Origin of the sequence: Amycolatopsis sp. CA-230715 (assembly GCF_018736145.1) — a bacterium.
Taxonomy (GTDB): Bacteria; Actinomycetota; Actinomycetes; order Mycobacteriales; family Pseudonocardiaceae; genus Amycolatopsis.
Genome location: NZ_CP059997.1, coordinates 5,581,607 through 5,605,239, shown reverse-complemented (window position 1 = coordinate 5,605,239; position 23,633 = coordinate 5,581,607). Strand labels below are relative to the sequence as shown.

28 protein-coding genes and 1 tRNA gene are annotated in these 23,633 nt (G+C 70.6%); 13 read left to right on the top strand and 16 right to left on the bottom strand.

Features of this window, described 5'->3' with window-relative positions; translation table 11 throughout:
* Window positions 1-32 precede the first annotated feature (32 nt).
* The 5 genes from HUW46_RS26930 to HUW46_RS26910 all read right to left on the bottom strand — a co-directional run bounded on the left by HUW46_RS26930 (window position 33) and on the right by HUW46_RS26910 (window position 4,130).
* Window positions 33-105 (bottom strand) — tRNA-Ala (locus HUW46_RS26930).
* Window positions 106-161: 56 nt separating this feature from the next.
* Complete coding sequence (gene sepX / locus HUW46_RS26925; RefSeq protein WP_215541593.1) at window positions 162-1,040, bottom strand: divisome protein SepX/GlpR; 879 nt, start codon at window positions 1,038-1,040, stop codon at window positions 162-164.
* A 138-nt stretch (window positions 1,041-1,178) separates the two neighbouring features.
* A complete protein-coding gene (locus tag HUW46_RS26920) occupies window positions 1,179-1,850 on the bottom strand; it encodes a GNAT family N-acetyltransferase (RefSeq protein ID WP_215541592.1) in 672 nt (223 codons plus the stop codon).
* A gap of 14 nt (window positions 1,851-1,864) precedes the next feature.
* Entirely contained in the window at window positions 1,865-3,190 is a 1,326-nt protein-coding gene (gene glp / locus HUW46_RS26915) for a molybdotransferase-like divisome protein Glp (protein WP_442860994.1), read from the bottom strand.
* A gap of 37 nt (window positions 3,191-3,227) precedes the next feature.
* Complete coding sequence (locus HUW46_RS26910) at window positions 3,228-4,130, bottom strand: UTP--glucose-1-phosphate uridylyltransferase (protein ID WP_215541591.1); 903 nt, start codon at window positions 4,128-4,130, stop codon at window positions 3,228-3,230.
* A 24-nt stretch (window positions 4,131-4,154) separates the two neighbouring features.
* On the opposite strand from HUW46_RS26910, the gene HUW46_RS26905 reads away from it, so the two are divergent.
* Complete coding sequence (locus HUW46_RS26905) at window positions 4,155-4,745, top strand: 5-formyltetrahydrofolate cyclo-ligase (protein WP_215541590.1); 591 nt, start codon at window positions 4,155-4,157, stop codon at window positions 4,743-4,745.
* On the opposite strand, the gene HUW46_RS26900 is transcribed toward HUW46_RS26905, so the two are convergent.
* On the bottom strand, window positions 4,742-5,131 hold the full coding sequence (locus tag HUW46_RS26900; protein ID WP_215541589.1) for a VOC family protein: 390 nt from the start codon (window positions 5,129-5,131) through the stop codon (window positions 4,742-4,744). The genes HUW46_RS26905 and HUW46_RS26900 overlap by 4 nt on opposite strands.
* Before the next feature lie 248 nt (window positions 5,132-5,379).
* On the opposite strand from HUW46_RS26900, the gene HUW46_RS26895 reads away from it, so the two are divergent.
* From HUW46_RS26895 to mscL, 3 genes are all read left to right on the top strand, one after another.
* Window positions 5,380-5,754, top strand: a complete 375-nt coding sequence (locus HUW46_RS26895; RefSeq protein WP_215541588.1) for an FmdB family zinc ribbon protein — start codon at window positions 5,380-5,382, stop codon at window positions 5,752-5,754.
* Window positions 5,755-5,891: 137 nt separating this feature from the next.
* Window positions 5,892-6,560: an SAF domain-containing protein gene (locus tag HUW46_RS26890; RefSeq protein ID WP_215541587.1), complete on the top strand. Its 669-nt coding sequence runs from the start codon at window positions 5,892-5,894 to the stop codon at window positions 6,558-6,560.
* Window positions 6,561-6,592: 32 nt separating this feature from the next.
* The gene (gene mscL / locus HUW46_RS26885) at window positions 6,593-7,015 is read left to right on the top strand and encodes a large-conductance mechanosensitive channel protein MscL (protein ID WP_215541586.1); all 423 of its coding nucleotides are present in this window, start codon (window positions 6,593-6,595) and stop codon (window positions 7,013-7,015) included.
* A 36-nt stretch (window positions 7,016-7,051) separates the two neighbouring features.
* Here mscL and HUW46_RS26880 read toward each other — a convergent pair whose 3' ends face one another.
* Window positions 7,052-7,240 carry a hypothetical protein gene (locus HUW46_RS26880; protein ID WP_215541585.1) on the bottom strand — a complete coding sequence of 63 codons (189 nt, stop codon included), beginning with the start codon at window positions 7,238-7,240 and terminating at the stop codon, window positions 7,052-7,054.
* A gap of 54 nt (window positions 7,241-7,294) precedes the next feature.
* On the opposite strand from HUW46_RS26880, the gene HUW46_RS26875 reads away from it, so the two are divergent.
* A complete protein-coding gene (locus HUW46_RS26875; protein WP_215541584.1) occupies window positions 7,295-7,519 on the top strand; it encodes an Rv0909 family putative TA system antitoxin in 225 nt (74 codons plus the stop codon).
* 66 nt (window positions 7,520-7,585) lie between these two features.
* On the opposite strand, the gene HUW46_RS26870 is transcribed toward HUW46_RS26875, so the two are convergent.
* Complete coding sequence (locus HUW46_RS26870; protein ID WP_215541583.1) at window positions 7,586-8,086, bottom strand: MogA/MoaB family molybdenum cofactor biosynthesis protein; 501 nt, start codon at window positions 8,084-8,086, stop codon at window positions 7,586-7,588.
* Between the two features lie 140 nt (window positions 8,087-8,226).
* Here HUW46_RS26870 and HUW46_RS26865 point away from each other — a divergent pair, with 140 nt between their 5' ends.
* Window positions 8,227-9,288: an NAD-dependent epimerase/dehydratase family protein gene (locus tag HUW46_RS26865; RefSeq protein ID WP_215541582.1), complete on the top strand. Its 1,062-nt coding sequence runs from the start codon at window positions 8,227-8,229 to the stop codon at window positions 9,286-9,288.
* A gap of 5 nt (window positions 9,289-9,293) precedes the next feature.
* Here HUW46_RS26865 and HUW46_RS26860 read toward each other — a convergent pair whose 3' ends face one another.
* From HUW46_RS26860 to HUW46_RS26850, 3 genes are read right to left on the bottom strand one after another with little or no spacing between them, the layout of a single operon-like run.
* Window positions 9,294-10,334, bottom strand: coding sequence for a sensor histidine kinase (locus HUW46_RS26860; RefSeq protein WP_215541581.1), 1,041 nt, complete (start codon window positions 10,332-10,334; stop codon window positions 9,294-9,296).
* Window positions 10,331-11,035, bottom strand: a complete 705-nt coding sequence (locus tag HUW46_RS26855; protein WP_215541580.1) for a response regulator transcription factor — start codon at window positions 11,033-11,035, stop codon at window positions 10,331-10,333. Before HUW46_RS26855 ends, HUW46_RS26860 begins: the two co-directional genes overlap by 4 nt.
* Before the next feature lie 9 nt (window positions 11,036-11,044).
* Window positions 11,045-12,334 (bottom strand): hypothetical protein, encoded by a 1,290-nt coding sequence (locus tag HUW46_RS26850; protein WP_254126644.1) that lies wholly within the window; start codon window positions 12,332-12,334, stop codon window positions 11,045-11,047.
* Window positions 12,335-12,591: 257 nt separating this feature from the next.
* Here HUW46_RS26850 and HUW46_RS26845 point away from each other — a divergent pair, with 257 nt between their 5' ends.
* The 7 genes from HUW46_RS26845 to HUW46_RS26815 all read left to right on the top strand — a co-directional run bounded on the left by HUW46_RS26845 (window position 12,592) and on the right by HUW46_RS26815 (window position 18,060).
* Window positions 12,592-13,224 (top strand): glycosyltransferase family 2 protein, encoded by a 633-nt coding sequence (locus HUW46_RS26845; RefSeq protein WP_254126643.1) that lies wholly within the window; start codon window positions 12,592-12,594, stop codon window positions 13,222-13,224.
* Window positions 13,221-13,868 (top strand): TIGR04282 family arsenosugar biosynthesis glycosyltransferase, encoded by a 648-nt coding sequence (locus HUW46_RS26840; protein WP_215541577.1) that lies wholly within the window; start codon window positions 13,221-13,223, stop codon window positions 13,866-13,868. Before HUW46_RS26845 ends, HUW46_RS26840 begins: the two co-directional genes overlap by 4 nt.
* The gene (locus HUW46_RS26835; RefSeq protein ID WP_215541576.1) at window positions 13,865-14,473 is read left to right on the top strand and encodes a class I SAM-dependent methyltransferase; all 609 of its coding nucleotides are present in this window, start codon (window positions 13,865-13,867) and stop codon (window positions 14,471-14,473) included. Before HUW46_RS26840 ends, HUW46_RS26835 begins: the two co-directional genes overlap by 4 nt.
* A complete protein-coding gene (locus tag HUW46_RS26830) occupies window positions 14,470-15,588 on the top strand; it encodes a molybdopterin-dependent oxidoreductase (protein WP_215541575.1) in 1,119 nt (372 codons plus the stop codon). Before HUW46_RS26835 ends, HUW46_RS26830 begins: the two co-directional genes overlap by 4 nt.
* Window positions 15,585-16,001: a hypothetical protein gene (locus HUW46_RS26825; protein ID WP_215541574.1), complete on the top strand. Its 417-nt coding sequence runs from the start codon at window positions 15,585-15,587 to the stop codon at window positions 15,999-16,001. Before HUW46_RS26830 ends, HUW46_RS26825 begins: the two co-directional genes overlap by 4 nt.
* A gap of 68 nt (window positions 16,002-16,069) precedes the next feature.
* Window positions 16,070-16,576, top strand: a complete 507-nt coding sequence (locus tag HUW46_RS26820; protein ID WP_215541573.1) for a PH domain-containing protein — start codon at window positions 16,070-16,072, stop codon at window positions 16,574-16,576.
* On the top strand, window positions 16,573-18,060 hold the full coding sequence (locus HUW46_RS26815; protein WP_215541572.1) for a PH domain-containing protein: 1,488 nt from the start codon (window positions 16,573-16,575) through the stop codon (window positions 18,058-18,060). Before HUW46_RS26820 ends, HUW46_RS26815 begins: the two co-directional genes overlap by 4 nt.
* A gap of 111 nt (window positions 18,061-18,171) precedes the next feature.
* On the opposite strand, the gene HUW46_RS26810 is transcribed toward HUW46_RS26815, so the two are convergent.
* The 5 genes from HUW46_RS26810 to HUW46_RS26790 form a co-directional block, all read right to left on the bottom strand.
* Window positions 18,172-19,515, bottom strand: coding sequence for a S1C family serine protease (locus HUW46_RS26810; RefSeq protein WP_215541571.1), 1,344 nt, complete (start codon window positions 19,513-19,515; stop codon window positions 18,172-18,174).
* Window positions 19,516-19,594: 79 nt separating this feature from the next.
* Entirely contained in the window at window positions 19,595-20,674 is a 1,080-nt protein-coding gene (gene galT, locus HUW46_RS26805) for a galactose-1-phosphate uridylyltransferase (protein WP_215541570.1), read from the bottom strand.
* A complete protein-coding gene (locus tag HUW46_RS26800; RefSeq protein ID WP_215541569.1) occupies window positions 20,671-21,483 on the bottom strand; it encodes a DeoR/GlpR family DNA-binding transcription regulator in 813 nt (270 codons plus the stop codon). The genes galT and HUW46_RS26800 overlap by 4 nt, the downstream gene beginning before the upstream one ends.
* A 76-nt stretch (window positions 21,484-21,559) precedes the next feature.
* Window positions 21,560-22,885: a HAMP domain-containing sensor histidine kinase gene (locus HUW46_RS26795; protein WP_215541568.1), complete on the bottom strand. Its 1,326-nt coding sequence runs from the start codon at window positions 22,883-22,885 to the stop codon at window positions 21,560-21,562.
* A gap of 50 nt (window positions 22,886-22,935) precedes the next feature.
* The gene (locus HUW46_RS26790) at window positions 22,936-23,628 is read right to left on the bottom strand and encodes a response regulator transcription factor (protein ID WP_215541567.1); all 693 of its coding nucleotides are present in this window, start codon (window positions 23,626-23,628) and stop codon (window positions 22,936-22,938) included.
* Between the last annotated feature and the right edge of the window lie 5 nt (window positions 23,629-23,633).

Sequence of the window (23,633 nt, the reverse complement as noted above, 5' to 3'; positions counted from 1 at the left end):
GCGAAGCATCGAGCAGGATCGGGCCAATCGGGTGGAGCTGAGGGGAATCGAACCCCTGACCTTCTCGATGCGAACGAGACGCGCTACCAACTGCGCTACAGCCCCTCTTGGTGAAGCTCGTTGAGCATATCAAGCCCCGACCGGGGGCCAGAGAGGGGGTCCTACTCTCCGGCCGCCCGGCGGAAGGGTCGTTGTCCTGGCTCGTCGAGTTCCTCGAACGCGGGGTCCTCGTCGTCGACGTCGACCACGACGGCGTGGCGGCGCATGCGCGACATCGGGGAGGGTTTGCGCTCGTTGCCGACGACCTCGCGGCGGGTCGGCGCGATCTCGACTTCGTGTTCGGGTTCCGCATGGGGTGCGGGTTCTTCTTCCTCGTCGGCGAAGGTGACGCGCGGGCCGCCGCCACCGCCGCCGATCCTGGCGAGCCTGCGCTGCCGGATCTCGTTCTCGATGCGCACCTGGCGCCGCAGGTAGCCGAGGTAGCCGACGAGCGCGATGTCGGCGGCGCCGTTGACCCACCACAGCACGGGCCACAGGAATCCCGCGAGCGCGGCGGTGATCACGACCGCGACGATGAGCGCGAGCACGACGCGTTGCCGGTAGGCGTACTTGGCCTTGGCCGCGATCTCGGCGGCTTCGGGGTCGAAGCCGCCCCGGCCGGGCCGGTACCGGCGGCGACCGCCGTCGGTCCGTTCGTAGCGGGACCGCGCCGGGGGTTCGGGGGCTTCGACGACCTCGTCCTCGGGGTTGTCGGCCTCGTCGATCTCCTCAGCGGGTCCTTCGAGTTCCTCGAGGTACTTGAGGTCCTCGTCGACTTCGTCGAGGTCGGCCGAATCGATCTCGTCGGCCCGCCCTGACTTCTCCGACATGGCGAACTCCTCTCCCCCCTCGGCAGCGCGCCTGCCCCCGCTCCGCACGACCCTGGCGGCCATCGCGGAGTCGGCGGTTCGCGCGATCTGCTGCCGTTTGCGCGCGATCATGGGCACGAGAACGACCAGCCAGGCCGCCGCGAGCGCGACAATGATCAACGAACTGGGCATCTCCCGTCACCTCCCCCGATCTCCTGCTGTTCGCCACGCTAGTCACAGGAGTAACAGATCGGACGGAGGCACGCCGCCGGAGATCTTGAAAAGTCGTCACCAAATTAGGTGAATCACACAGGATGTGGTAACGGGAAATCAGGCGTAACCTGCGCGGCCCGCGTGGACCATCGCCGCGACGAGCCCGCTGCCGGTTTCCTCGGCCGTGATCGCGAAGCAGAGGTGATCCCGCCAATCGCCCGCGACCTCGAGATACCTGCGGAAAAGTCCCTCCTGGCGGAACCCTGATCGCTCGAGCACGCGAGCGCTCGCTTCGTTCTCCGGCCGCACGGTCGCTTCGATGCGGTGCAGGCCTGCCGCGCTGAAGGCGTGATCCACCACTAGAGCTACGGCGGCGCTGGCCACGCCGCCGCGCACCGTCGTCGACGCGACCCAGTACCCGACCCACGCGGACCGCAAGGACGCCCTGATCACGTTGCCGATCGTGATCTGGCCGGCGAACGCGCCGTCCACGGTGATCACGAACGGCAGGCACTGACCGCGCCTGGCCAGCGAGCGCAGACCGGCCCACTGGGGCGGCCACGCCCAGTACGCGTTCCGCTCGGTCCACGGCCCCGGCGCGGTCGGCTCCCACTGCTCCAGGTGACCGCGATCGCGCAGCCGGATCCGGCTCCAGTCGCCCGCGTCGCGCAGCCGGATGGGACGCAGCGCGACGACCCCGGCGGGTACGCGCAGCGGGCCGAGCTTCGCCGGCCACCCCGGATGCCGGGTCTCGACGGTGAAGACGGCGCCTTGCTCGGACTGCGACATCGGCACCGGGTCCGCTATCCCCGCTGCGCGAGGAAGGTCACTTTGACCTGCTCGCCCGCCGCGACCTCGGTGAGGTCCTCGTCCACGTTCACCAGGCAGTTCGCCTCGGCGAGCGAGGCGAGCAGATGCGCGCCGGAGGTGCCGAGCGGCTGCACGAGGTACTCGCCGTTCGCCTCGTCGCGCAGCAGCTGGCCGCGCAGAAAACCCTTGCGCCCTTTCGTCGACGTGATCGGGGAGAGCAGGCGCGCGCCGACCACCCGCCGGTGCGGGTTCCTGGTGCCGCGGGCCGCCCTGATCAACGGCCGGATCAGCACCTCGAACACCACGAGCGCGCTCATCGGGTTGCCCGAGATCAGGAACGTCGGCACGGAATCCGGCCCCAGCCTGCCGAAACCCTGCACCGAACCGGGATGCATGGCCACCCTCGTCATGTCGATCCGGCCCAGATCGGCGAGCGCGGCGTGCACCTCGTCGCCCGCAGTACCGCCGGCGCCGCCGGCGACCACGACGATCTCCGACATCAGGAGCCTGCCTTCGACGACCTCGCGCAGGCGCCGCGGGTCCGTGTCGACGATGCCGACGCGGTTCACCTCGGCCCCGGCGTCGCGCGCGGCGGCGGCGAGCGCGTAGGAGTTCACGTCGTAGACCTGGCCGACGGACGGGGTCCGGTCGATGTCGACCAGTTCGTCGCCGACCGACACGATCGAGACCCTCGGCCGCGGGTAGACGAGCACCTTCGACCTGCCGACCGCCGCGAGCAGGCCGACCTGCGCGGAACCGATCGTGTCGCCCTGGCGCACCGCGATGTCGCCGATCTGCACGTCCTCACCGGTCCGGCGCACGTACCCGGCCGACGGCACGGACCGGCTCACCGTGACCTTCGCCGGGTGCGCGTCGGTGTAGGCGGTCGGCACGACGGCGTCCGCGAGCGTCGGCAGCGGCGCACCGGTCGCCACGCGCACGGCCTGCCCAGGCTGCAGCCGCCTCGGCTGCCTCGACCCGGCGCCGATCTCCCCGACCACCGGCAGCTGCACCGGCTCCTGGCCCGCGGCGCGCACGTCCACGCTGCGCACCGCGTAGCCGTCCACCGCGGCCTGGTCGAACCCCGGCAGCGCGTGCTCGGCGACGACCTCTTCGGCGCACAGCAGGCCCTGCGCTTCCGAGATCGCGACCCGCACCGGCCTCGGCCGCACGGCCGCGTCCAGCGCGAGCGCGATCTGCGCGTCGACGGACCGGAAGTCCGGCTCGACCGCGGCCACGACGGGAGCGGCGGTCTCGACGGCCTCGGCGTCGACAACGTCGTTGACGGGCTCCGGCAGCTCGGCGGTCGGATCGGTCACCATTCCGCCTCCGCGGGGTAGGACAGGGCACACATCATCAGTCGGTCTTCTCGATCCGTTCGGTCAGCCAGTCACGCAGGGACGGCCCGTAGTCCGGGTGCTCGAGCGCGAAGTCGACGGCCGCGCGCAGGAATCCGCCGGGGTTGCCGAGGTCGTGGCGCCCGCCGCGGTGAACCACGATGTGCACCGGGTGGCCCTCCTTGATCAGCAGCGCGACGGCGTCGGTGAGCTGCAGCTCGCCGCCGGAACCCGGGGTGATCCGGCGCAGCGCGTCGAAGATCGCCCTGTCCAGGAGGTAGCGGCCGGCGGCGGCGTAGGTCGACGGCGCGTCCTCCGGCGCCGGCTTCTCGACCATGCCGTGCACCTGCTTGACGTCGGGGTCGCCGGTGTCGGTGACGTCGAAGACGCCGTACGGCGAGATCTGCTCCTTCGGGATGTCGAACGCGCACAGCACGCTGCCGCCGCGCTCGGCCCGCACCGCGGCCATGCGTTCGAGTACGCCCGCCGGGAGCACGAGGTCGTCGGGCAGCAGCACGGCTACCGCGTCGTCGGCGTCGGTCAGGTTCGGTTCCGCCTGTGCCACCGCGTGACCGAGGCCGAGCGCCTCGGACTGGATGGCCACCTCGACGTCCAGCAGCGCGGGCGCGCGACGGACCTTGTCCAGCAGCTCGGTCTTGCCCTTGCGCTCCAGCGTCGCTTCGAGATCGGGGGAAGCCGAGAAGTAGTCGACGACGGATTTCTTCTCGGGCGAGGTCACGATCACCAGCCGTTCGGCGCCCGCCTGCGCGGCCTCGGTCGCGACTAGTTCGATTCCCGGTGTGTCGACCACCGGCAGCAGCTCTTTCGGCACGGCCTTGGTCGTCGGCAGGAAACGCGTGCCGAGGCCTGCGGCCGGCACGATCGCGGTTCGGAACGTCTGGTTCGTTGCGGCGCCCGTCATGGGCGCAAAGCCTAACCTGGGCCAGTGCACGGTGGTGGCAATGAGTTCCTCGGCAAGGCGGAGTGGCGCGCCCGGTTGCTCGCCGCGCGCGCGGGCGTCTCGACGCGGCAGCGGGTCGACGAAGCGCGCGCGCTGGTGGCGGCGGTGGGTGACCTGCCGTTGTCCGCGACGGTCTGCTGCTATGTCCCGTTCGGTTCGGAGCCCGGCGCGATGGGCCTGCTCGACGCCGTACGGACGGCGGGAAGCAAGGTGCTCCTCCCCGTGGTGCCGCCCGAACCGGGCCCGCTGGACTGGGCCGAATACACCGGCACGGCCTCGCTGGCCGCGGGAAGGCTGCGCGGGGTGCTGGAGCCGACCGGCGCCCGGCTCGGCGCGGACGCGCTCGGCGACGCCGGGCTGGTGCTGGTACCCGCGCTCGCCGTCGACCGGTCCGGGATCCGGCTCGGCCGTGGCGCCGGGTACTACGACCGCTCGCTCCCGCGCGCGGCCGACGGCGCGGAGCTCGTCGCCCTTGTACGGGACGACGAACTCGTCGACCGCCTGCCGGGTGAGGCGCACGACATGAAGATGACCGCGGCGCTCACCCCCGGCGGCGGGTTAACCCGGCTCGGTTAGGGCACGACCTCGGCGACGCCGAGCATGTTGCCTTCGCTGTCGCGGAACCACGCGGCCCGCTCGCCACGCCCCTTGCTCGGGTAGTTGCCCTCGATGTCCATGATCCCGTCGACGGCGCCCTCGTACTGCTCGAACACGACACCGCGAGCGCGCAGTTCGGCCACGGTCGTTTCCACGTCATCGACGTAGAACCCCATCTGGGTGAAGGAACCGTCCGACGCGCCCGCGGAGGCGAACAGGCAGAACACGCCCGCCGCTCCCTCGTAGCGGAGCCCGCCGTCGCGCTCCTCGACGGGTTCGAGGCCCAGCTTCTCGGCGTACCAGCGGCGTGCCCGCTCCAGGTCCTGCGTAGGGATGCGCGCTTCGAACCTCGCGTTGGTCAGCATTCTCGGCACGATAGCGAGCGGTGGGCCACCGGGGCGGCGGATCGGCCGAGCACCCGGACGCGGCCGCGGAAGTTAATTCCGTCACGTCGCGGGCGAGCACGCCGACACGCCATGCCGCGCGGAACAGGCACGGAGCGAAACGACCGGCGCGGCGCCGGGATACCGCGTTTGACCTGCACGGGAATACGCAGGTACCGTCTTGCGCTAGCACTCTTGTCGGCCGAGTGCCAAGTCACGAAGGAGCACCAGTGCCCACCTACCAGTACGCCTGCAAGGACTGCGGCCACCGCTTCGAAGCGGTGCAGTCGTTTTCCGAGGACAGCTTGACCGTGTGCCCGGAGTGCTCCGGTGTCCTGCGCAAGCTGTTCGGCTCGGTCGGCGTGATCTTCAAGGGCAGTGGCTTCTACCGCAACGACTCGCGCTCGGACTCGAAGTCCTCGAGCACGGCGAGCAACGGCTCGTCGAGCGACTCGAAGAGCACCGACTCCACGAAGTCCTCCAGCGATTCCACCGGGTCTTCGACCAAATCCACCTCCGATTCCTCCAGCTCGTCCTCCTCGTCGTCGAGCTCGTCGTCAGCTTCCTCCTCGAGCACGACGAAAACGACCGCCGCGGCTTCCTGAGGGCGGAGTTGTCCACAGGCACCCAGTTATCCACAGGTAGCTGAAGTTCCTCTTCCGGCCCGCCTCCGCACCGGCCTAGCGTCGATCTCGTGCGGGCCTTCCCCGCACCTCGACGGTGACGGAAGCGGGGAACGGACATGGCGGAGAACAGCACGGCCGGACGGATAAGACCACGGTGGCCGGGGTGGCGCACGCTGATCGTGCGAGCCCGCGGACGTCCGCTGCTCCTCGCCCGGCGCGGGCTGGCGGCAGCGTTCTTCCTGACCGCCCTGGCCCTGTTCCTCCGCCCGGGGACGGGTGATCCCGGCGTGCTCACCGTGGTTTCGGCACACGACATCGCGGCGGGCAGCACGCTCGGCGACACCGATGTGCGCATCGTCGCGATGCCTGCCGAGGTGCGCCCGTCCGGCGCGTTCGACGCCGCGGATCCGGTGCGCGGGCGGCTGTTGTCCGGCGCGGCGCGGGCAGGCGAACCGATCACGGACACCAGGCTGCTCGGGCTCCCCGGTACGGGTGATCCTCGTCTTTCCACGGTTCCGGTCCGGCTCGCGGACGCGGGTGTCGCCGCGCTGCTGCGGCCGGGTTCGCGGGTCGACGTGGTCGCCGCCGAAGACGGCCAGCAAGGGCGCCGTGTGCTGGCCAGCATGGCGACCGTGGTGACGGTGAGCACGTCGGACGCGGGTGCGCGGCATCCGCCGGGTTCCGCTTCGGCGGGCCCGTTGGTGCTCCTTTCGCTGCCACCGGAGGTCGCGACCCAAGTGGCGGGGGCGTCGCTCGGACGACCGGTAACAGTTACTCTCCGCTAGCCGGTCCCCGACAGCGAAATCAGGAGTACAGGATGTTGAAGGGCTTCAAGGACTTCCTCATGCGAGGAAATGTCGTCGACCTCGCGGTGGCGGTGGTCATCGGCACCGCCTTCACGGCGATCGTGACCGCCTTCACGAACGGTCTGATCAAGCCTCTCATCAACGCCATCGGCGGTTCCGACGCCGCGGAGGGCCTCGGCTTCTACATCTTCAACACGAACAAGGGCTCGTTCCTCGACTTCGGCGGCGTGATCAACGCGGCGATCAACTTCGTGATCGTCGCCGCGGTGGTCTACTTCCTCATCGTGCTGCCGATGAAGAAGCTCCAAGACCGCCGCAAGCGCGGCCAGGAAGCAGGCCCGTCGGAGCCGACCGATGTCGAGCTGCTCAAGGAAATCCGCGACCTGCTGCGCCAGCAGCAGAACAGCGAGACCGTCGAAAAGAAGCAGAGCTAGCAAGCGGTTCGGGCGGCGGATCCGCTTGAACGATCGTCAGCGGTCGTGATGGGGCGGGCGGTTCTCGTGGTACCAGGAATCGTCGCGGCCCGGCCGCGGGTCCGGATCGCGCTCGTCGCTCGTGGTGTCCGGCAGGACCTCGCCGAAGATCTTGTCGAGCGCGCGGCGATCCGGACGCGGAGAACGCCGCGCGGCGGGCTCGTCGGGCCTGTCATCACCAACCATGGCGCCCATGCTCCCACCACGGGGCAGGGTGCCGGTCAACCGAGAGGAAACCGTATGAGCCTGTTCGACAAGGCGAAGGACCTGGCCACCGAGGCCGCCGGAAAGGCGCTGACGGTCGGCGGGGAGGTCGCGAGCAAGGCCGGAGATGTCGCCGCGACCGGCATCACGGTCGCCGCGGCCGGTGCCGACAAGGTGACCGGTGGCAAGTTCACCGACCAGATCACCGGCGTCAGCGAGACCGTCGAGGGCCTGATCCCGCTGCGCGACCGCAAGTCCTGACCGGACGGTGAACGCACACGGCCGCGTCCCGCCCTCGAGCGGGCGGAACGCGGCCGGAAGCGGGGGCTAAACGTTGTCGAGCTGGGAAAGCTCGTCGATGACGTGCGGGACCAGCGAGGACAGGGTCGCCATCCCGTCGCGGATCGCCATCCGCGAGCCGGCCAGGTTCACCACGAGCGTGCTGCCCGAGACGCCGACGAGCCCGCGCGAGATGCCCGCGTCCACGGCTCCGGCGGCGAGCCCGGACGAACGCAGGGCCTCGCCGATGCCGGGGATCGGACGGTCGAGCACGCCCGCCGTGGCATCGGGGGTGACATCGCGCGGCAGCACGCCGGTACCGCCCACGGTGATCACCAGGTCCACCCCGCCGATCACCGCGGTGTTCAGCGCGTTGCGGATGGCAACGGTCTCGCCGTGCACGACGACGACGCCGTCCACGATGAAGCCCGCCTCTTCGAGCAGCTCGGTGACCAGCGGGCCCGCGGTGTCCTCGTGTTCGCCGTGGGCAGCGCGATCGTCGACGATGACCACGAGGGCACGGCCCAGCCGTTGTGCACTCCGTTCCATAGCGCCCACCGTAGTCGTTTTCACCGGCGGCGATCATCCGCGGTGACCTACCGGGAGGACATCCTGCCGATTCTTACCGAACGCTGACGGAGACCGCGTGATGGCGGCACGCCAGCCCCCACCCGGCTTAGCGTGGCGTGGTGCGAGTTCTCGTAACGGGAGGGGCCGGGTTCATCGGCTCCCACATAGCCGATCTCCTGACCGGATCGGGCGACGAAGTGGTGGTGCTGGACGCGCTGCTGCCAACCGCCCACGGCGGCGGCCTCCCGCCCGGCTACGTCGGAGCGGGCCAGGTGGTCGTCGGCGACGTCGCCGACGGGGCGCTGCTCCGCGAGCTGTTCGACGGCCGCGGATTCGACGCCGTCTGCCATCAGGCCGCCGTGGTCGGGCACGGGCTCGACCCGTCCGACGCGCCTTCCTACGCGCTGAACAACGACTACGGCACCGCCGTGCTGCTCGCCGAGATGTACCGGGCAGGGGTACCGAAACTCGTGCTCGCTTCCTCGATGGTCGTCTACGGAGAGGGGCGCTATTCGTGTTCTGAGCACGGGGTCGTGCCACCGGCTCCCCGACGTCCGTCCGATGTGGACGCCGGGAGGTTCGATCCCCGCTGCCGCGCCTGCGGCAGCGAGCTGACCTCGCTCCTGGTCCCGGAAGACGCGCCGCTCGAACCCCGCAGCACCTACGCCGCGACGAAGCTCGCGCAAGAGCACCTCGCGGCCGCGTGGGCCCGTCAGACCGGCGGCACGGTGTGGGCGATGCGCTACCACAACGTCTACGGCCCGCGCATGCCGCAGAACACGCCGTACGCCGGGGTCGCGTCCCTGTTCCGGTCGGCGCTGCTGCGCGGGGAAGCGCCGACCGTGCTCGAGGACGGCAAGCAGCGGCGCGATTTCGTGCACGTTCGCGATGTCGCCGCGGCGAACGTGCTCGCGCTGAAGGCCCCGGGTGAAGCGGGCGATCTGACGCCGGTGAACGTCTGCTCGGGGATCCCGCACACGGTCGGCGAACTCGCCGAAGAGCTCGCGCGCGCCTGCGACGGGCCGCGCCCGGTGATCGCGGGCGGGGCGCGTCCGGCCGATGTCCGGCACGTGGTCGCCGACCCGGCACGGGCGGAGCGGTTACTCGGCTTCCGCGCGCGCACCGGGTTCGAGGAAGGCATCTCCGCGTTCGCCACGGACGAGCTCCGCGCGCCGGTCTGATCGGGTCAGGGTGCGGCGAGCGGGAGCCGAACCTCGAACCGGCAGCCCGGCCCGTGGTTGCGCACCCCGATCCGGCCCGAGTGGGCCTCCACCAGCCCCTTCGCGATCGCCAGGCCGAGGCCGCCGCCCGAGGCGGGATCCGGCGTGCGGGCCTGGGTGCCGCGGAAGGCCACGTCGAAGACCCTGCCGATCTCGTCGTCGGGGATACCGCCGCAGCCGTCGTCGACGGCGAGCACCGCGTCACCGCCGTCGACGCCGATCTGCACGGCGACCGTGCCGTCGGGCGGGGTGTGCCGGATCGCGTTGGACACCAGGTTGCGCACGATCCGCGCGAGTTCCGGATCGCTGCCCGCGACCACCGGCCAGGTTTCCGCGTCCGCGAGCACTTTCACCCGTTTGCGTTCGGCGACCGGGCTCTGGGCGGCGAGCGCGTCGCTGACGATGTCGCGCAGCGGCACGGCCGAAAGGGTGAGCTGCAGCGCCCCCGCGGTGATGCGGGACAGTTCGAAGAGGTCACCGACCATTTCGGACAGTCGCGTGGTCTCGCCGCTGATCCGCTGCGCGTAGTCGGCGACGTCCGCGGGCTCGGCGACGATGCCGTCCGCCAGTGCCTCCGCCATGGCCCTGATCCCGGCGAGCGGGCTGCGGAGGTCGTGGCTGATCCATGCCACGAGCTCGCGCCGCGACGCCTCCGCCGCGCGCTCGCGTTCGCGGGCCTCGCGCTCCCAGACGCTCCGGCGCGCGATCAGCCTGCCCAGCACGACGGCGGCGGGCACGGTCACCACGGCGACGAGCAGACACACCAGCAGCATCGTGGCGAGCGCCGGGTTGAACATGAACCCGCTCACCCCGAGCACGCCGACGAAGGTGGCCGCCACCGGCACGAGCACCAGCACGGTCATCGTGCTGGCCAGCGAACCGCGTCGGAGCAGGAACAGCACGAGCCCGCCGAGCGCCGCGACGGGCAGCGCGAACAGCAGCGCGAGCGGCAGGATGTGCCACGCGTGCGCCAGCATGTCCGAAAAGGACTCACCGGGTTCGATCATGCCGAAAGCCCCGGGTCGTACCGGTAGCCGACACCCCACACGGTGGCCACCCTGACCGGTTTCGCGGGCTCCTTTTCGATCTTCTCCCGCAACCGTCGCACGTGGACGGTGACGGTGGACTGGTCCCCGAAGTCCCAGCCCCAGACCTTCTCCAGCAGGTCGGTGCGCGAGAACGCGGTGCCGGGGTGGCCGAGGAAGAACGCGAGCAGGTCGAACTCGCGCGCGGTCAGCGCCAGCTCCGCACCGTCCAAAGTGGCCGTTCGAGCGCCGAGGCGGAGCCGCAGGTTCCCGTCGGCCAGTTCCTCCGCGGCCGGTTCCGGGATCGGCGTGCGGGCGCGCCGCAGCACCGATGCCACGCGCAGCGCCAGTTCCCTCGGGCTGAACGGTTTCGTGACGTAGTCGTCCGCGCCGAGCTGCAGGCCCGCGATCCGGTTCTCCTCCTCGCCGAGCGCGGTCAGCATCACCACCGGGACCTCGCTGACCTGGCGCAGCCGACGGCAGACTTCGAGGCCGCTCAACCCCGGCATCATCACGTCGAGCACCACGACGTCGGCGGGCCGTTCGGCGAACCGCCGGAGCCCCTCGGTGCCGTCGCCCGCCATTTCGACGGTGAGCCCGGACGCTTCGAGATAGCGGCGCACCACATCGCGGACCGTCTCGTCGTCGTCGACCACGAGCACGTGGCCGCCCAGATCGTTCATTTCCCGTCCTTACCAGCTCGTCAGCACCAGGTGGTTCACCAGCAGCGCCGTCGCGGCCTGCCCGGCGAGCCACCACCGCGCCGAAACGCGGGGCAGCAGCGCCGTCGCGGGCAGGGCCCACACCACGAACGGTAACCAGATCCGCTCGACCTCCGCCTTCGAGAGCCCGGAAAGGTCGGCGAACGCGATGGTGAGCACGGCCGCCACCACGACGAGGGACAGCGCATTCCACTGCTTCGGCGCGGTGCGGACGGCGTGGGCGAGCACCCGCCGCACCCCGGCGACGACCGCGGGCCCCGCCGCGAGCGCGACCGCGGCGAGATCACCCCACACCCAGTACCAGTACGGCCGTTCGGTGGCGATGCCCTGGTAGTAGCGCTCGACGACGAGGTGGTAACCGTCGAGCCACCAGAACCCGGCGAGCGCGAACGCGGCGACCACGGCCAGCGCGCCGACGACCGCCGGGATCAGCAGGACCGGTCGCCGGGCTGCCAGGGGCACCGCGAGCGCGACCAGGCCGAGCAACACGAGCCCGTAGGACAGGAAGATGCCGAAGCCGAGCACGAGCCCGGCCAGGAACGCCATCGCCCAGGCCCCGCGCCCGCGGCGTGCCGCCGCGAAGGCGAGCAGCGCGACACCGGTCGCCGTGACGCCCGCGAACATCCCGTCCGCGGAGACCCCGACCCAGACCGCACCGGGGAACAGGACCGCGAACGGGAGCATCGCGCGCGCCTGGTCACCGCGGCCCAGTGCCGCGAAGGTCGCCGGGACCGCGACCGTCACCAGGGCACCAGCGAGCACGCACACGACCGCCGCCCACGCCCCGCCGGACAGGCCGAGCCGGTCGAGCCAGACGAATACCAGCGTCGCCGCGGGCGGATGCCCTGACACGTGCATCGTCCAGGAATCGGGCTGGAAGTCGAGGATGCGCGAGGAGAATCCGCGCAGCATCGCCGGGATGTCGGTGATGCCGGGCACCTCGTGCAGGTACTCGTACGGGTGAGTCAGGCGGTCCGTGACGCCGCGGTGCCAGCCGTCGATCATGGCCAGGGAAAAGATCCACGCCACGGACGCGAGGTAGGACGCACCGGCGAGCGCGGGGCGTCGCAAGCGTGTCGCGAGCGCCGGCCCCCACGCGACGACGCCGATCGCGATCAGCACGGCGAGCACCGAACCAGGGCCGTAGTGCGGCAGCCATTCGGCGAACAGCGGCGGGGCGCCCGCAAGAATGACCACGCCGGAACCCGGCCTGTTCAGCCAGACACCGACGGCCGTGGCAGCGGCCACGACGAGCAGCATGATGCCCACCGCCACCAGATCGGCGCGGACGCGGGCGCGGCGGGGCTCGTCGAGCCGGACGCGGGAAGGGGACTCGACCACAGCCGCACGATAGCCATTCCTCCGCCGTCGCGACACCGGAACCCGGACACCGTCACCGGTCGGTAAGAACTTGCCCGCATGTCATTATTTGGTAAGCACCGCAAGGGGTTCTGTCTGTCCACGACGGACTTATGGTGACCGGCGTGAGCGCTGAAACCCTTTCCGTCACCGTTGTGATGCCGTGCCTCGACGAAGCGCGCGCCCTGCCCGGCGTGCTCGCCGCGATCCTGCCCGGGTACGAGGTGATCGTGGTGGACAACGGTTCCACCGACGGCTCGGCTTCGGTCGCCGCGCGGTTCGGCGCCAAGGTCGTGCACGAGCCGCGCCGCGGATACGGCGCCGCCGTGCACACGGGCCTCGAACACGCCGCCACCGAGATCGTGTGCTTCATCGACGCCGACGGCTCGCTCGATCCCGCGCAGCTTCCGATGCTGGTCGAGGCCGTCGAGAACGGTGCCGACCTCGCCGTCGGCAGACGGGTGCCGACCTCACGCGGCGTGTGGCCGTGGCACGCACGGCTGGGGAATCTGGTGCTTTCGATCCTGTTGCGGCGCAAGGGACTTCCGGTGCACGACATCGCGCCGTCGAGGGCGGCGCGCCGGGAAGACCTGCTAGCGCTCGGGATCGTGGACCGCGCCTTCGGTTATCCGCTGGAGCTACTGATCAAGGCGGCGAAAGCGGGCTGGCGAGTCAGCGAGTTCGACGTGACGTACGGCGAGCGCGCGAAGGGCACCAAGTCGAAAGTGTCCGGGTCGGTCCGCGGCACCGCTCGCGCCATTCGCGACTTCGGGAAGGCGTTGAACCGATGACGATCCTGCTCGTGGTCGCGAAGGCACCGGTTCCCGGGTTCGCGAAGACCAGGTTGTGCCCGCCCGCGACGCCGGAGCAGGCCGCGGGGATCGCGGCGGCGGCACTGCTCGACACCCTCGACGCCGCGCTGGCGACCCCGGACGCGCGGGTGGTGGTGGCGATGACCGGATCGCTCGCGGACGCGACGGCCGGGCCCGAGATCGCGGCGGCGCTGCGCGGGATCACGGTGATTCCCCAGCGGGGCAACGGATTCGCGGCGCGCCTCGTGAACGCACACGCCGACACGGCCGCACTGCACCCCGGGCATCCGGTGCTGCAGATCGGCATGGACACCCCGCAGGTCACACCGGACCTGCTCGCTTCGTCGGCGGCCGCACTGTCCGAAGTGGACTCGGTGCTCGGAGCCGCGGAGGACGGCGGCTGGTGGGCACTCGGCCTGCGCGACCCCCGGCATGCCGAGGTGTTGGCCGGGGTGCCGATGTCGACGGCGGAAACCGGTGCGCGTACCCGGGAAGCACTGGTGACACGGGGATTGACGGTCGGCGCACTGCCGATGCTGTCCGATGTGGACACCATGGCGGACGCGCGCAGGGTCGCCGGTGGCCGCCGCTTCCCTGGCGCGGTCGCGGTGGTGACGTCGTGACCGGGGACTTCGACCGCGGGCTGCTTGGCGCTCGGTGCTGGCTGGAACTCGCCACCGGGGAACGGATCACGTTGCCCGTCGAACGCTGGCGAGGACGGCCGAGCGAGGGCGACGAGCTGCTGCTGTCCCGGTGCGCCGGTCCCACCCTCGACGCGGGCTGCGGGCCGGGCAGGCTCACCGGCGAACTGTGCGAACGCGGCGTGATCGTGCTCGGCGTCGACGCGTCCGAGGTCGCGGTGTCGCTCACGCACCGCAGGGGCGCGCCCGCGTTGCACCGCGACATCTTCGACCGGATCCCCGGCGAGGGCCGCTGGCGGCACGTGCTGCTCGCCGACGGGAACATCGGGATCGGCGGCGACCCGGCGAACCTGCTCGCCCGCTGCCACCAACTCCTCACCCCCGGCGGCACCGCACTCCTCGAACTCGACCCACCCGGCACCACCCGCCACCACCAACACGTCCGACTCAACGGCACCACCACCTGGTTCCCCTGGGCCTGGCTCGGCATGGACGCACTCCAACCCCTCGCCCACCAAACCGGCTACACCATCACCTGGACCGCCACCACCGGACACCGCTGGTTCGCCGAACTGGAACGCCCATGAAAACCCCGGTGCCGCGCGAAGAGCACTTCAAGGCGGCGGCGCATTCGGAGCGGGTGACGGCGCGGATCGGGCTCGCGCTGGCCGTCACGTTCACGACGTGCTTCGTCACCGGGCTGATCAGCCACCTCATCCAGCACCCGCCCGGCTGGTTCTTCTGGCCGAGCAGCCCGGTCTGGCTGTACCGGGTCACGCAGGGCGCGCACGTGATCTCGGGGATCGCGTCGATTCCTTTGCTGCTGGCGAAACTGTGGAGCGTCTACCCGAAGCTCTTCGGCAGACCACTGGTGAAGTCCCTCCCGCACGCGATCGAGCGACTGTCCATTTTGATCCTGTCCGCCTCGGCGTTCTTCGAGCTGCTCACCGGCCTGTTCAACGTGGCGCAGAACTACCCGTGGAACTTCTACTTCCCCGAGGTGCACTACGCGGTGGCCTGGATCGCGATCGGGTCGATCCTCGTGCACATCGCGGTGAAGCTGCCGATCGTCCGCCGCGCACTGACCAAAGTGGACGATGAACAGAAGACCCATGGACTGTCGCGCCGCGGTTTTCTCCGCACGACCTGGCTGACCACCGGGGTGGCCGTCGTCGCGACCGCCGGTGCCACGGTTCCGTTCCTGCGCGGCGTTTCCACGCTCTCCTGGCGCTCGGACAAGGGACCGCAGCGGTTGCCGGTGAACAGGTCCGCGGCGGGCGCGGCGGTGATCCCGGCCGCGCTGAGCCCGGACTGGCGGCTCGAAGTGGTCTCGTCGAAGGGCACCAAACGCTTCTCCCTTGCCGATCTCGCCGCGCTCCCCCAGACGACGGCGGAGCTGCCGATCGCGTGCGTCGAGGGCTGGAGCCAGTCGGCGACCTGGACCGGAGTGTCCTTTCCGGACTTGCTGAAGGCCGCGGGCAGCGAACCCGGCCGGGACGTCTCCATCACTTCGCTGGAGCAGAACGGGATCTACGCGACGAGCGTGCTCCCCGGCGAGCACACCGAGGACCCGCGGACGCTGCTCGCGCTCCGGCTCAACGGGGAAGTCCTCGACCTCGACCACGGCTACCCGTGCCGCGTGATCGCGCCGAACCGGCCGGGCGTGCTGCAGACGAAATGGGTGAGCAGGGTGCGCGTATGAAGACCGCCAGGGCGCTGCTCGTACTGCCGGGGCTGGCCGCGCTCGCGTGGGGCGTGGTCCTCTTCGTCCAGTTCGCCTTTCCACTCGGACCGCAGGGGGTCGTCGCGCTCGGCTGGCTCGCGGGCGGAACGCTCGTGCACGACGTCGTCGTCGGGCCGCTCGTCGGCATCATCGGCTTCGCGCTGAGCCGGATCCTGCCCGGACCGTGGCGCGCGCCGGTGTTGACGGGCGCGGTGACGAGCGCGGTGCTCGGTCTGATCGCCTTCCCGTTGTTGTGGCGCGAATACGGTGCGCCACCGCTGCCGGGACTGCACGACGGCGACACGCTGGGCGGGCTCCTGATCTCGCTCGGCGTGGTGTGGCTCGCGGTCATGGTCGCGGGCCTGGTCCGGACGCTGAAAAACCACCCGTGACAAATGGCCCAGTCGCGCCACGACGGATCGAACTGGGAAACCGGCGCGGATGCGGCGATGCTGGTGGGGTGCAGACAACGACGCGGAAGCCCGCACTCCGTCCACCGGCGAACCAGGTGAGCCGCCGCGCGGTCCGGTACTGGACCGCGCGCGCCGCCGTCGGCTGGCTGGTCCTGACGGCGGGACAAGTGCTCTGGCTCGTCCTCGACGACGGCGACGCGGTCACCGCGCACGTCGTCGGCCTCGCGGTGACGGTGGTGCTGGCCGCCGCGCACCTCGCGGTGATGCCGCGCTGGCGCTTCGCGGTGCACCGCTGGGAAACCACCGCCGACGTGGTCTACGCGCAATCGGGCTGGGTCGACCGCGAACGGCGGCTCGCCCCGATGTCGCGCATCCAGACCGTGGACACCCACCAGGGCCTGTTCGAGCGGGCGTTCCGGCTCACGAACATCACCGTGACCACGGCGTCCGCGCGCGGCCCGATCCGCATCCACGCGCTCGACGACGCCATCGCCGAAGACCTGGTCGCCGAGATCACCGCCCGCGCCGGTGTCGCCCAGGACGATGCGACATGACAGCCACGGTGACGGAGCAGGCGGTCGAGTGGCGCAAGCTGAGCCCGAAGATGCTCGCCGTGCACCCCGTGCAGGAAGTGGTGCGGCTGTTGCCGGTGCTGATCGGCGTGCTGTTCCTCGGCCGCGAAAGCGACGGTCCGACCTGGAGCCTGATCGGGCTCGGCCTCGCCGTCGGGTTCGGGCTCGTCCGCTGGTTCACCACGACCTACCAGGTCACGCCGGGTCACGTGCGAGTTCGGCGCGGACTGGTGCGCAAGCGCGTGCTGTCGGTGCCGCGGGACCGGGTGCGCTCGGTCGACCTCACCTCCCACATCCTGCAACGCGTGCTCGGGCTGAGCAGGGTCGTCATCGGCACGGGCCGCTCGGACAAGCACGACGAGGGCGTCACGCTCGACGCGCTCTCGACCGCGGAAGCGGCGCGGCTGCGCGAAGAACTGCTGCACCAGCGGGTCGTCGCCACCGAACCGGCCACGGACCGGGAAGAAACCCCGCTCGCGGCACTCGACCCGCGGTGGATCAAGTTCGGCCCGTTCACCCTCGGCGGGCTGGCCGCCGTCGGGTTCGTCGCCGGGATCTTCGGCAAGGTCTCCAGCGAGGTCGACCTCGACCCGCAGAAGTTCGGGCCGCTGCGCGTGGTCGTCGACGAGTTCACCTCGATGCCGCTGCCGCTCGCGATCGCCGCGTCGGCGGTCGTGTCCGCCGTCGTGATCGGGCTCCTGTCCACGATCGGTTACGTGGTCACGTTCTGGAACTACCGGCTCACGCGGCATCGCGAAGGCACCCTGCACGTCTCGCGCGGCCTGATCACCAGCCGGTCGACCACGATCGAAGAACGGCGGCTGCGCGGCGTCGAAGTCAGCGAATCGTTGCTGCTGCGGATGGTCAAAGGCGGGCGGCTGCTCGCCATCACCACCGGGCTCCGTGTCGGGCGCGGCGCCGAACACGGCGGGTCGCTGCTGCTGCCGCCCGCGCCGCTCGGGGAAGTCCACCGCGTCGCGGGCGAGGTCTACTCCGACGGGGCCTCGGTGACCTGCGAACTCACCCGCCACACGCCCGCCGCGCGACGTCGCCGCCACATGCGTGCGTACACCTTCGCGGCCTTGGTCACCGGCGCGTTGCTCGTGCTGCACGCGATCGCCGGTTTCCCGGACTGGGCGTGGCAGGTGGCGCTGCTGCTGTTCCCGATCGGCTTCGCGCTCGCCGAAGACCGCTTCCGCAACCTCGGGCACGCGTTGCACGGCCGCAGTTTCGTCGTCCGGCAGGGTTCGCTCGTGCGGCGGCGGCACGTGCTCGACACCGACGGCATCATCGGCGTCACCGTGCGCGAATCGCTCTTCCAGCGCCGGTCCGGCCTCGCGACCCTGACTGTCACCACCGCCGCGGGAAAGCAGCACTGCGACGCGCTCGACGTCAGCTCCGACGAAGCGGTGGCACTCGCCGACCACGCGGTCCCGGGTCTGCTCACGCCCTTCTTGGCCGAATAGAAGAAACCGCGTTTGACCGGAAGAGGGGGAACCGGTCGAACGCGGTTTCTGGTTACCGGTCCTGGGGCAAGAGGACCGGGGTTGGTCTCGGCCGCGCCTGCGGCCGAGCGTCTACTTGGCTTCCACCGGCTGCCCGCCGAGGGTCACTTCGACCACCCGCGAGTCGCTGAGTGTCAGCTTGACCTTCTCGCCCGGCGCGCTCGTGCGGATCGCCGCGACGAGCGTGTCGGCCTTGTCGACGGCCCTGTCGTCGAGCTTCGTGACGACGTCGCCTTCCTTCAGGCCCGCCTTCTCGGCCGGGCTGCCGGGGGTGATGGCGCCGAGCTTCGCCCCTCGCGGGTCGTTGCCGACCTGCGCGCCGATGAAGGTCTGGGTGGCCTTGCCGGTTTTGATGATGTCGTTCGCGGTGCGGCGCGCCTGGTCGATCGGGATGGCGAAGCCGATGCCGACGTTGCCGGGCTCCGAGCGCTGACCGCCGCCACCGGAGGCCTGCGGCGGGCTGTAGATCACCGAGTTGATGCCGATGATCTGACCGGACATGTTCGCCAGCGGGCCGCCCGAGTTGCCGGGGTTGATCGCGGCGTCGGTCTGCACCGCGTCCAGCACGGTGGCCTGGTCGTTGCCGCCCTCGCCGCCCGCGCTGACCGGCCGGTGCAGCGAGCTGACGATCCCGGAGGTCACCGTGCCCGCCAGCTCGAACGGCGAGCCGACCGCGACCACGGTCTGGCCGATCTTGAGATCGTCGGAACGCCCCAGCTCGACGGCGGGCAGCGCGGACACGCCGTTCGCCTTGACCACGGCGATGTCGGTCGTCGGGTCCCGCCCGACGACCTTGCCCGCGACCTTCTTGCCGTCCTGGAACGACACCTGCAGCGCCCCGCCGTTCGCGGCGGAGTCCACCACGTGGTTGTTCGTGAGGATGTAGCCGTCGTCGCTGAGCACGAAACCGGAGCCTTCGGTCTGCTCGGTCTGGAGCTGGACGACGCTCGGCAGCACCTTCTGCGCCACCGCCTCCACCGAACCCGGCGGCGACGCGGCCGTCTGCTTGGCCGGCGGCTGCTGGTCGAGCGCCGTCACCGACGAGCCGCCGCCGGAACTGTTTCCGACGAGGTAACCGCCGATCCCGCCCGCGGCGCCGCCGACGACGAGCGCCACCACGGCCGCGCCCGCCACGATCTTGCCCGCTCCGCGTGACGGCGGGCTCTGGGGCTGCTGCTGCATCCCGACATGGGTCGCGTACGGCGCCGTCGCGTACGGGATGTGCTGCTGCGATTGGGTTTGCTGATGCGTCGCCGTGCCGTAGAGCACGCCTTCGGTGCCGGAGTGCTGCGGGGCCTGCTGTGCTTGAGCTGACCAGGGACTGGGCGCCTGTTCCGCACCCGCCGGAATCCCCCTCGGCGGCGTACGAGCGGCGTCCTCGCCGCCGGGTCGGGCGCCCGCGTCGTTCTCGGTCATGTCACCACCATGCGCGTCGGTCCTGAGAGCTTCCTGAGTCGAAGCTGTGATCCGCACATGAGTATCCCCGAACTCCGGCTCAGCCAACCCCCCGCAGCCGTTCCGCGATCTGCTCGGGCGTGGCGTCGTTGATCCACACCGCCATCCCGGACTCCGATCCGGCCAGGTACTTGAGCTTGTCCTTGGCCCTGAGCACCGAAAACAGTTCGAGGTGCAGCCAGCCGAGATCGCGTCCGGTGCGCACCGGGGCCTGGTGCCAGCCCGCGATGTAGGGCAGCGGCCGGTCGTACAGCGCGTCGCAGGCGCGCAGCACCCGCAGGTAGACCTCGGCGAAGTCGTCGCGTTCGGCGTCGGTGAGCGCCGGGATGTCCGGCACCTGCCGGTGCGGCACCACCTGGACGTGCACCGGCCAGCGCGCCGCGGGCGGCACGAACGCCGTCCAGTGCTCACCCTCGGCGATCACGCGGACACCCGAGGCGCGTTCCGCCGCGAGCACGTCGCCCAGCACCGGCCGCCCGTGCTCGGCGAAGTAGTCCTTCGCGACCGCGAGCATCCGCTCGGTCTTCGGCGTGACGAACGGGTAGCCGTAGATCTGGCCGTGCGGGTGGCTGAGCGTCACCCCGATCTCCTCGCCCCTGTTCTCGAACGGAAAGACCTGCTCCACACCGTCCACTTCGGACAAAGCGGCGGTGCGGTCCGCCCACGCGTCGACCACGGTGCGGACCCTCGACGCGGGCAGCCTGCTGAACGCCCCGTCGTGCTGGCTGGTGAAGCACACCACCTCGCAGCGCCCCCGCCCCGGCGCCACCGGCACCAGCGGGTCACCGTCCACTATGGACCGATCGCCGACAACCCCTTGGGAGAACGAGGGAAACCGGTTCTCGAACACGACGACGTCGTAGTCCGCCTCGGGGATCTCGCTCGGTTTCCCGTCCTTGCTCGGGCACAGCGGGCAGAGGTCGGCCGGCGGCTTGTAGGTCCTGGTCTGCCGGTGCGCCGCCATCGCGACCCATTCCCGGGTCAGCGGGTCGAGCCGGATCTCCGAGCTCGCCGCGACGGGCGGCAGGTCCCGCGTGTCGGCCGCGGCGCGCTCGATTTCGCGCTCGTCGAAGTACAGGATCTCGCGGCCGTCTGCGAGCTGGCGGGAGGTCCGCTTCACGCTTCTTCGTCTCCGGTCTCTGCTGCTTCTTCTCTTGCGGGGACGGCGATCATCAGCTCGCCGACGTGCTCGGCCAGCGTCTCGCGCGCGTCCTCGCTGAGCCCGTCGTCGCTGACCACCACGTTCGCCTCGTCGAGGTCGGCGATCGTGGAAATGCCCACGGTGCCCCATTTCGTGTGGTCCGCGAGCACGACGAGCCGCCGCCCCGCCTCGACCAGCGCGCGGTCGGTCTCGCTCTCGGTGAGGTTCGGGGTGGTGAAGCCGGGACCGTCGGCCATTCCGTGCACGCCGAGGAAAACCAGGTCGAGGTGCAGGCTGCGCAGGCTGTGCACGGCGACCGGGCCGACGAGCGCGTCCGACGGGGTGCGCACACCGCCGGTGAGCACCACGGTGCGGTCCGGCTGGGTCGAGGCGCGCAGCACGTCCGCGACCTGGATCGAGTTCGTCACGATGGTCAGGCCCGGCACGTGGTCGAGCGCGCGCGCCATCGTCCACGTTGTGGTGCCCGCGGAGATCCCGATCGCGGTGCCCGGCCGCACCAGCCCGGCGGCGAGCGAGGCGATGGCTTCCTTCTGCGCCTGCTGCCGCACCGACTTCGCCTCGAAACCGGGCTCGTCGGTGCTCTTGCCGACCATCGAGGTGGCGCCGCCGTAAACCTTTTCGACGAGCCCACGGCTCGCGAGCACATCGAGATCGCGGCGTACCGTCATATCCGACACGCCCAGCCTGCGGACGAGGTCGCTGACGCGGACCGCACCCGTCCGCCGCGCCTCTTCGAGGATCACCGCTTGTCGCTGCCGCGCCAGCACCGTTCCGCCTCGTCTCAATTGCCCGTCAACCACACAAAATCCTACACGATCAAACATGCCGGTAGGTCACGGACGGTCAAGCGGCGGAGCCTGGCAACCGGATCGTCATCAGCGCGCCACCTTCCGGCGCACGACCTGCGTACACGGTGCCGCCGTGGCGCTCGGCGGCGTGCTTCACGATGGCCAGCCCCAGGCCGGAGCCGGGCAGCGTGCGCGCCTCCGAAGAGCGGTAGAAGCGGTCGAACACCTTGCCGAGATCGGCATCGGCGATACCGGGCCCCGAATCGGCGACCTCGATCACCGCTGTGCCGTCACCGAGCGGATACATCCGCACCTTCACCAGCGAGCCGTCCGGTGAGAACTTCACCGCGTTGTCGAGGAGGTTCAGCACCGCGCGTTCGAGCGCGCTGTTGTCGCCGGTGACCACCCAGGGCTGCAGCGACACCTCGAAGTCGATCTCGCCCGCCCTGCGCCGCGCGCGGTCGAGCGCGCGCTCCACCACGTCGATCAGCTCGACGCGTTCGAACTGCGTCCTCGGCTCGTCCTGGCGCGCCAATTCGACGAGATCACCGATGAGCTGCGTCAGTTCGTCGAGCTGGGCCTTGATATCGCTCTCGATCTCCGCGCGGTCGCGTTCGGACAGTTTCGGCGCGCCCGCGCGTTCCGCGGACAGCAGCAGTTCGAGGTTCGTGCGCAACGAGGTCAGCGGCGTCCGCAACTCGTGCCCCGCGTCGGCGACGAGCTGGCGTTGCCGCTCCTGGGAATCCGCGACCGCGCCGAGCATCGCGTTGAAGCTCTGCGTGAGCCGCGCCAGCTCGTCGTCACCGCTGATCGGGATCGGCCGCAGGTCACCGGTTCTCGTGACCCGCTCGGTCGCCGAGGTCAGCCGCTCGACCGGCCGCAGCCCGCCGCGCGCCACCACCATGCCGACCAGCCCGGCGACCACGATCCCGGCGCCGCCGATCAGGAACAGCACGACGGCGAGTTCCTTGAGCGTCTTCTTGGTCGGCGCAAGCGATTGCGCGAGCACCATCGCCTGCCCGTTGCCGGAGGACACCGCGACCACGCGCACGTCCCCACGGGCGTCGGTGCGCAGCGTCGGCCCCTGCACGGCGCCCGTGGCCACCTGCAGTTCGAGCGTGGTCACCGGCGGCGCGGACCCCTCGTCGGGCGCGACCATCTGGCCGTTCGCCGACAGCAGGCCGATCTGCAGGTCACTGCTGCTGAGGAACGCGCCGGGAATCCGTTCGAGCCGAACCTGCACCGGCAGCGCGTGCGCGGCGGCGTCCGCGCGCACCTGGAGGTTCTCGTCGAGCTGCTGGTACAGGTTGTCGCTGACGGTCAGGTAGGCCCCGAGCGACACGATCGCGACCACGCCCGCCACGCACACCGAAGCCAGCATGCTGACCCGGAAGCGCAGCGAAAGCCGCTGCGTGCCGTTTACCGTGCTGTTTACGGGGGCGTCTCCCTCAGCACGTAGCCCACTCCCCGAACCGTGTGGATCAGCCTCGGCTCCCCCTCCGCTTCGGTCTTTCGACGCAAATAGCCGACGTAGACCTCCAACGCGTTGCCCGAGGTCGGGAAGTCGTAACCCCATACCTCCTCCAAGATCCTCCCCCTGGTCAAAACGTGCTTCGGGTAGGAGAGGAACAGCTCCAGCAGCGCGAACTCGGTGCGCGTCAGGCTGATCTCCCGTTCCCCTCGGCGGACCTCGCGCGTGCCAGGGTCGAGCGTGAGGTCGGCGAACGAAAGCGCCTCGGCCTGCTGGTCCGCCTGGGACTCCTGGCCCGCGCGACGCAGCAGCGCGCGCAACCGCGCGAGCAACTCCTCGAGCGCGAACGGCTTCGGCAGATAGTCGTCGGCGCCGGCGTCGAGCCCGGACACCCTGTCCGACACGGTGTCGCGCGCGGTGAGCACGAGGATCGGCAGATCGTCGCCCGTGCTCCGCAACCGTCTGGCCACTTCGAGCCCGTCGAGCCGCGGCATCATCACGTCGAGCACCAGCGCGTCCGGGCGGTTGGCCACAATGGACTCCAGCGCCTGCGCGCCGTCGTTCGCCAGCTCCACCTGGTAGCCGTTGAACTCCAGCGAGCGGCGAAGGGACTCCCGGACCGCCCGGTCGTCGTCGACAACGAGAATGCGCATGGGAC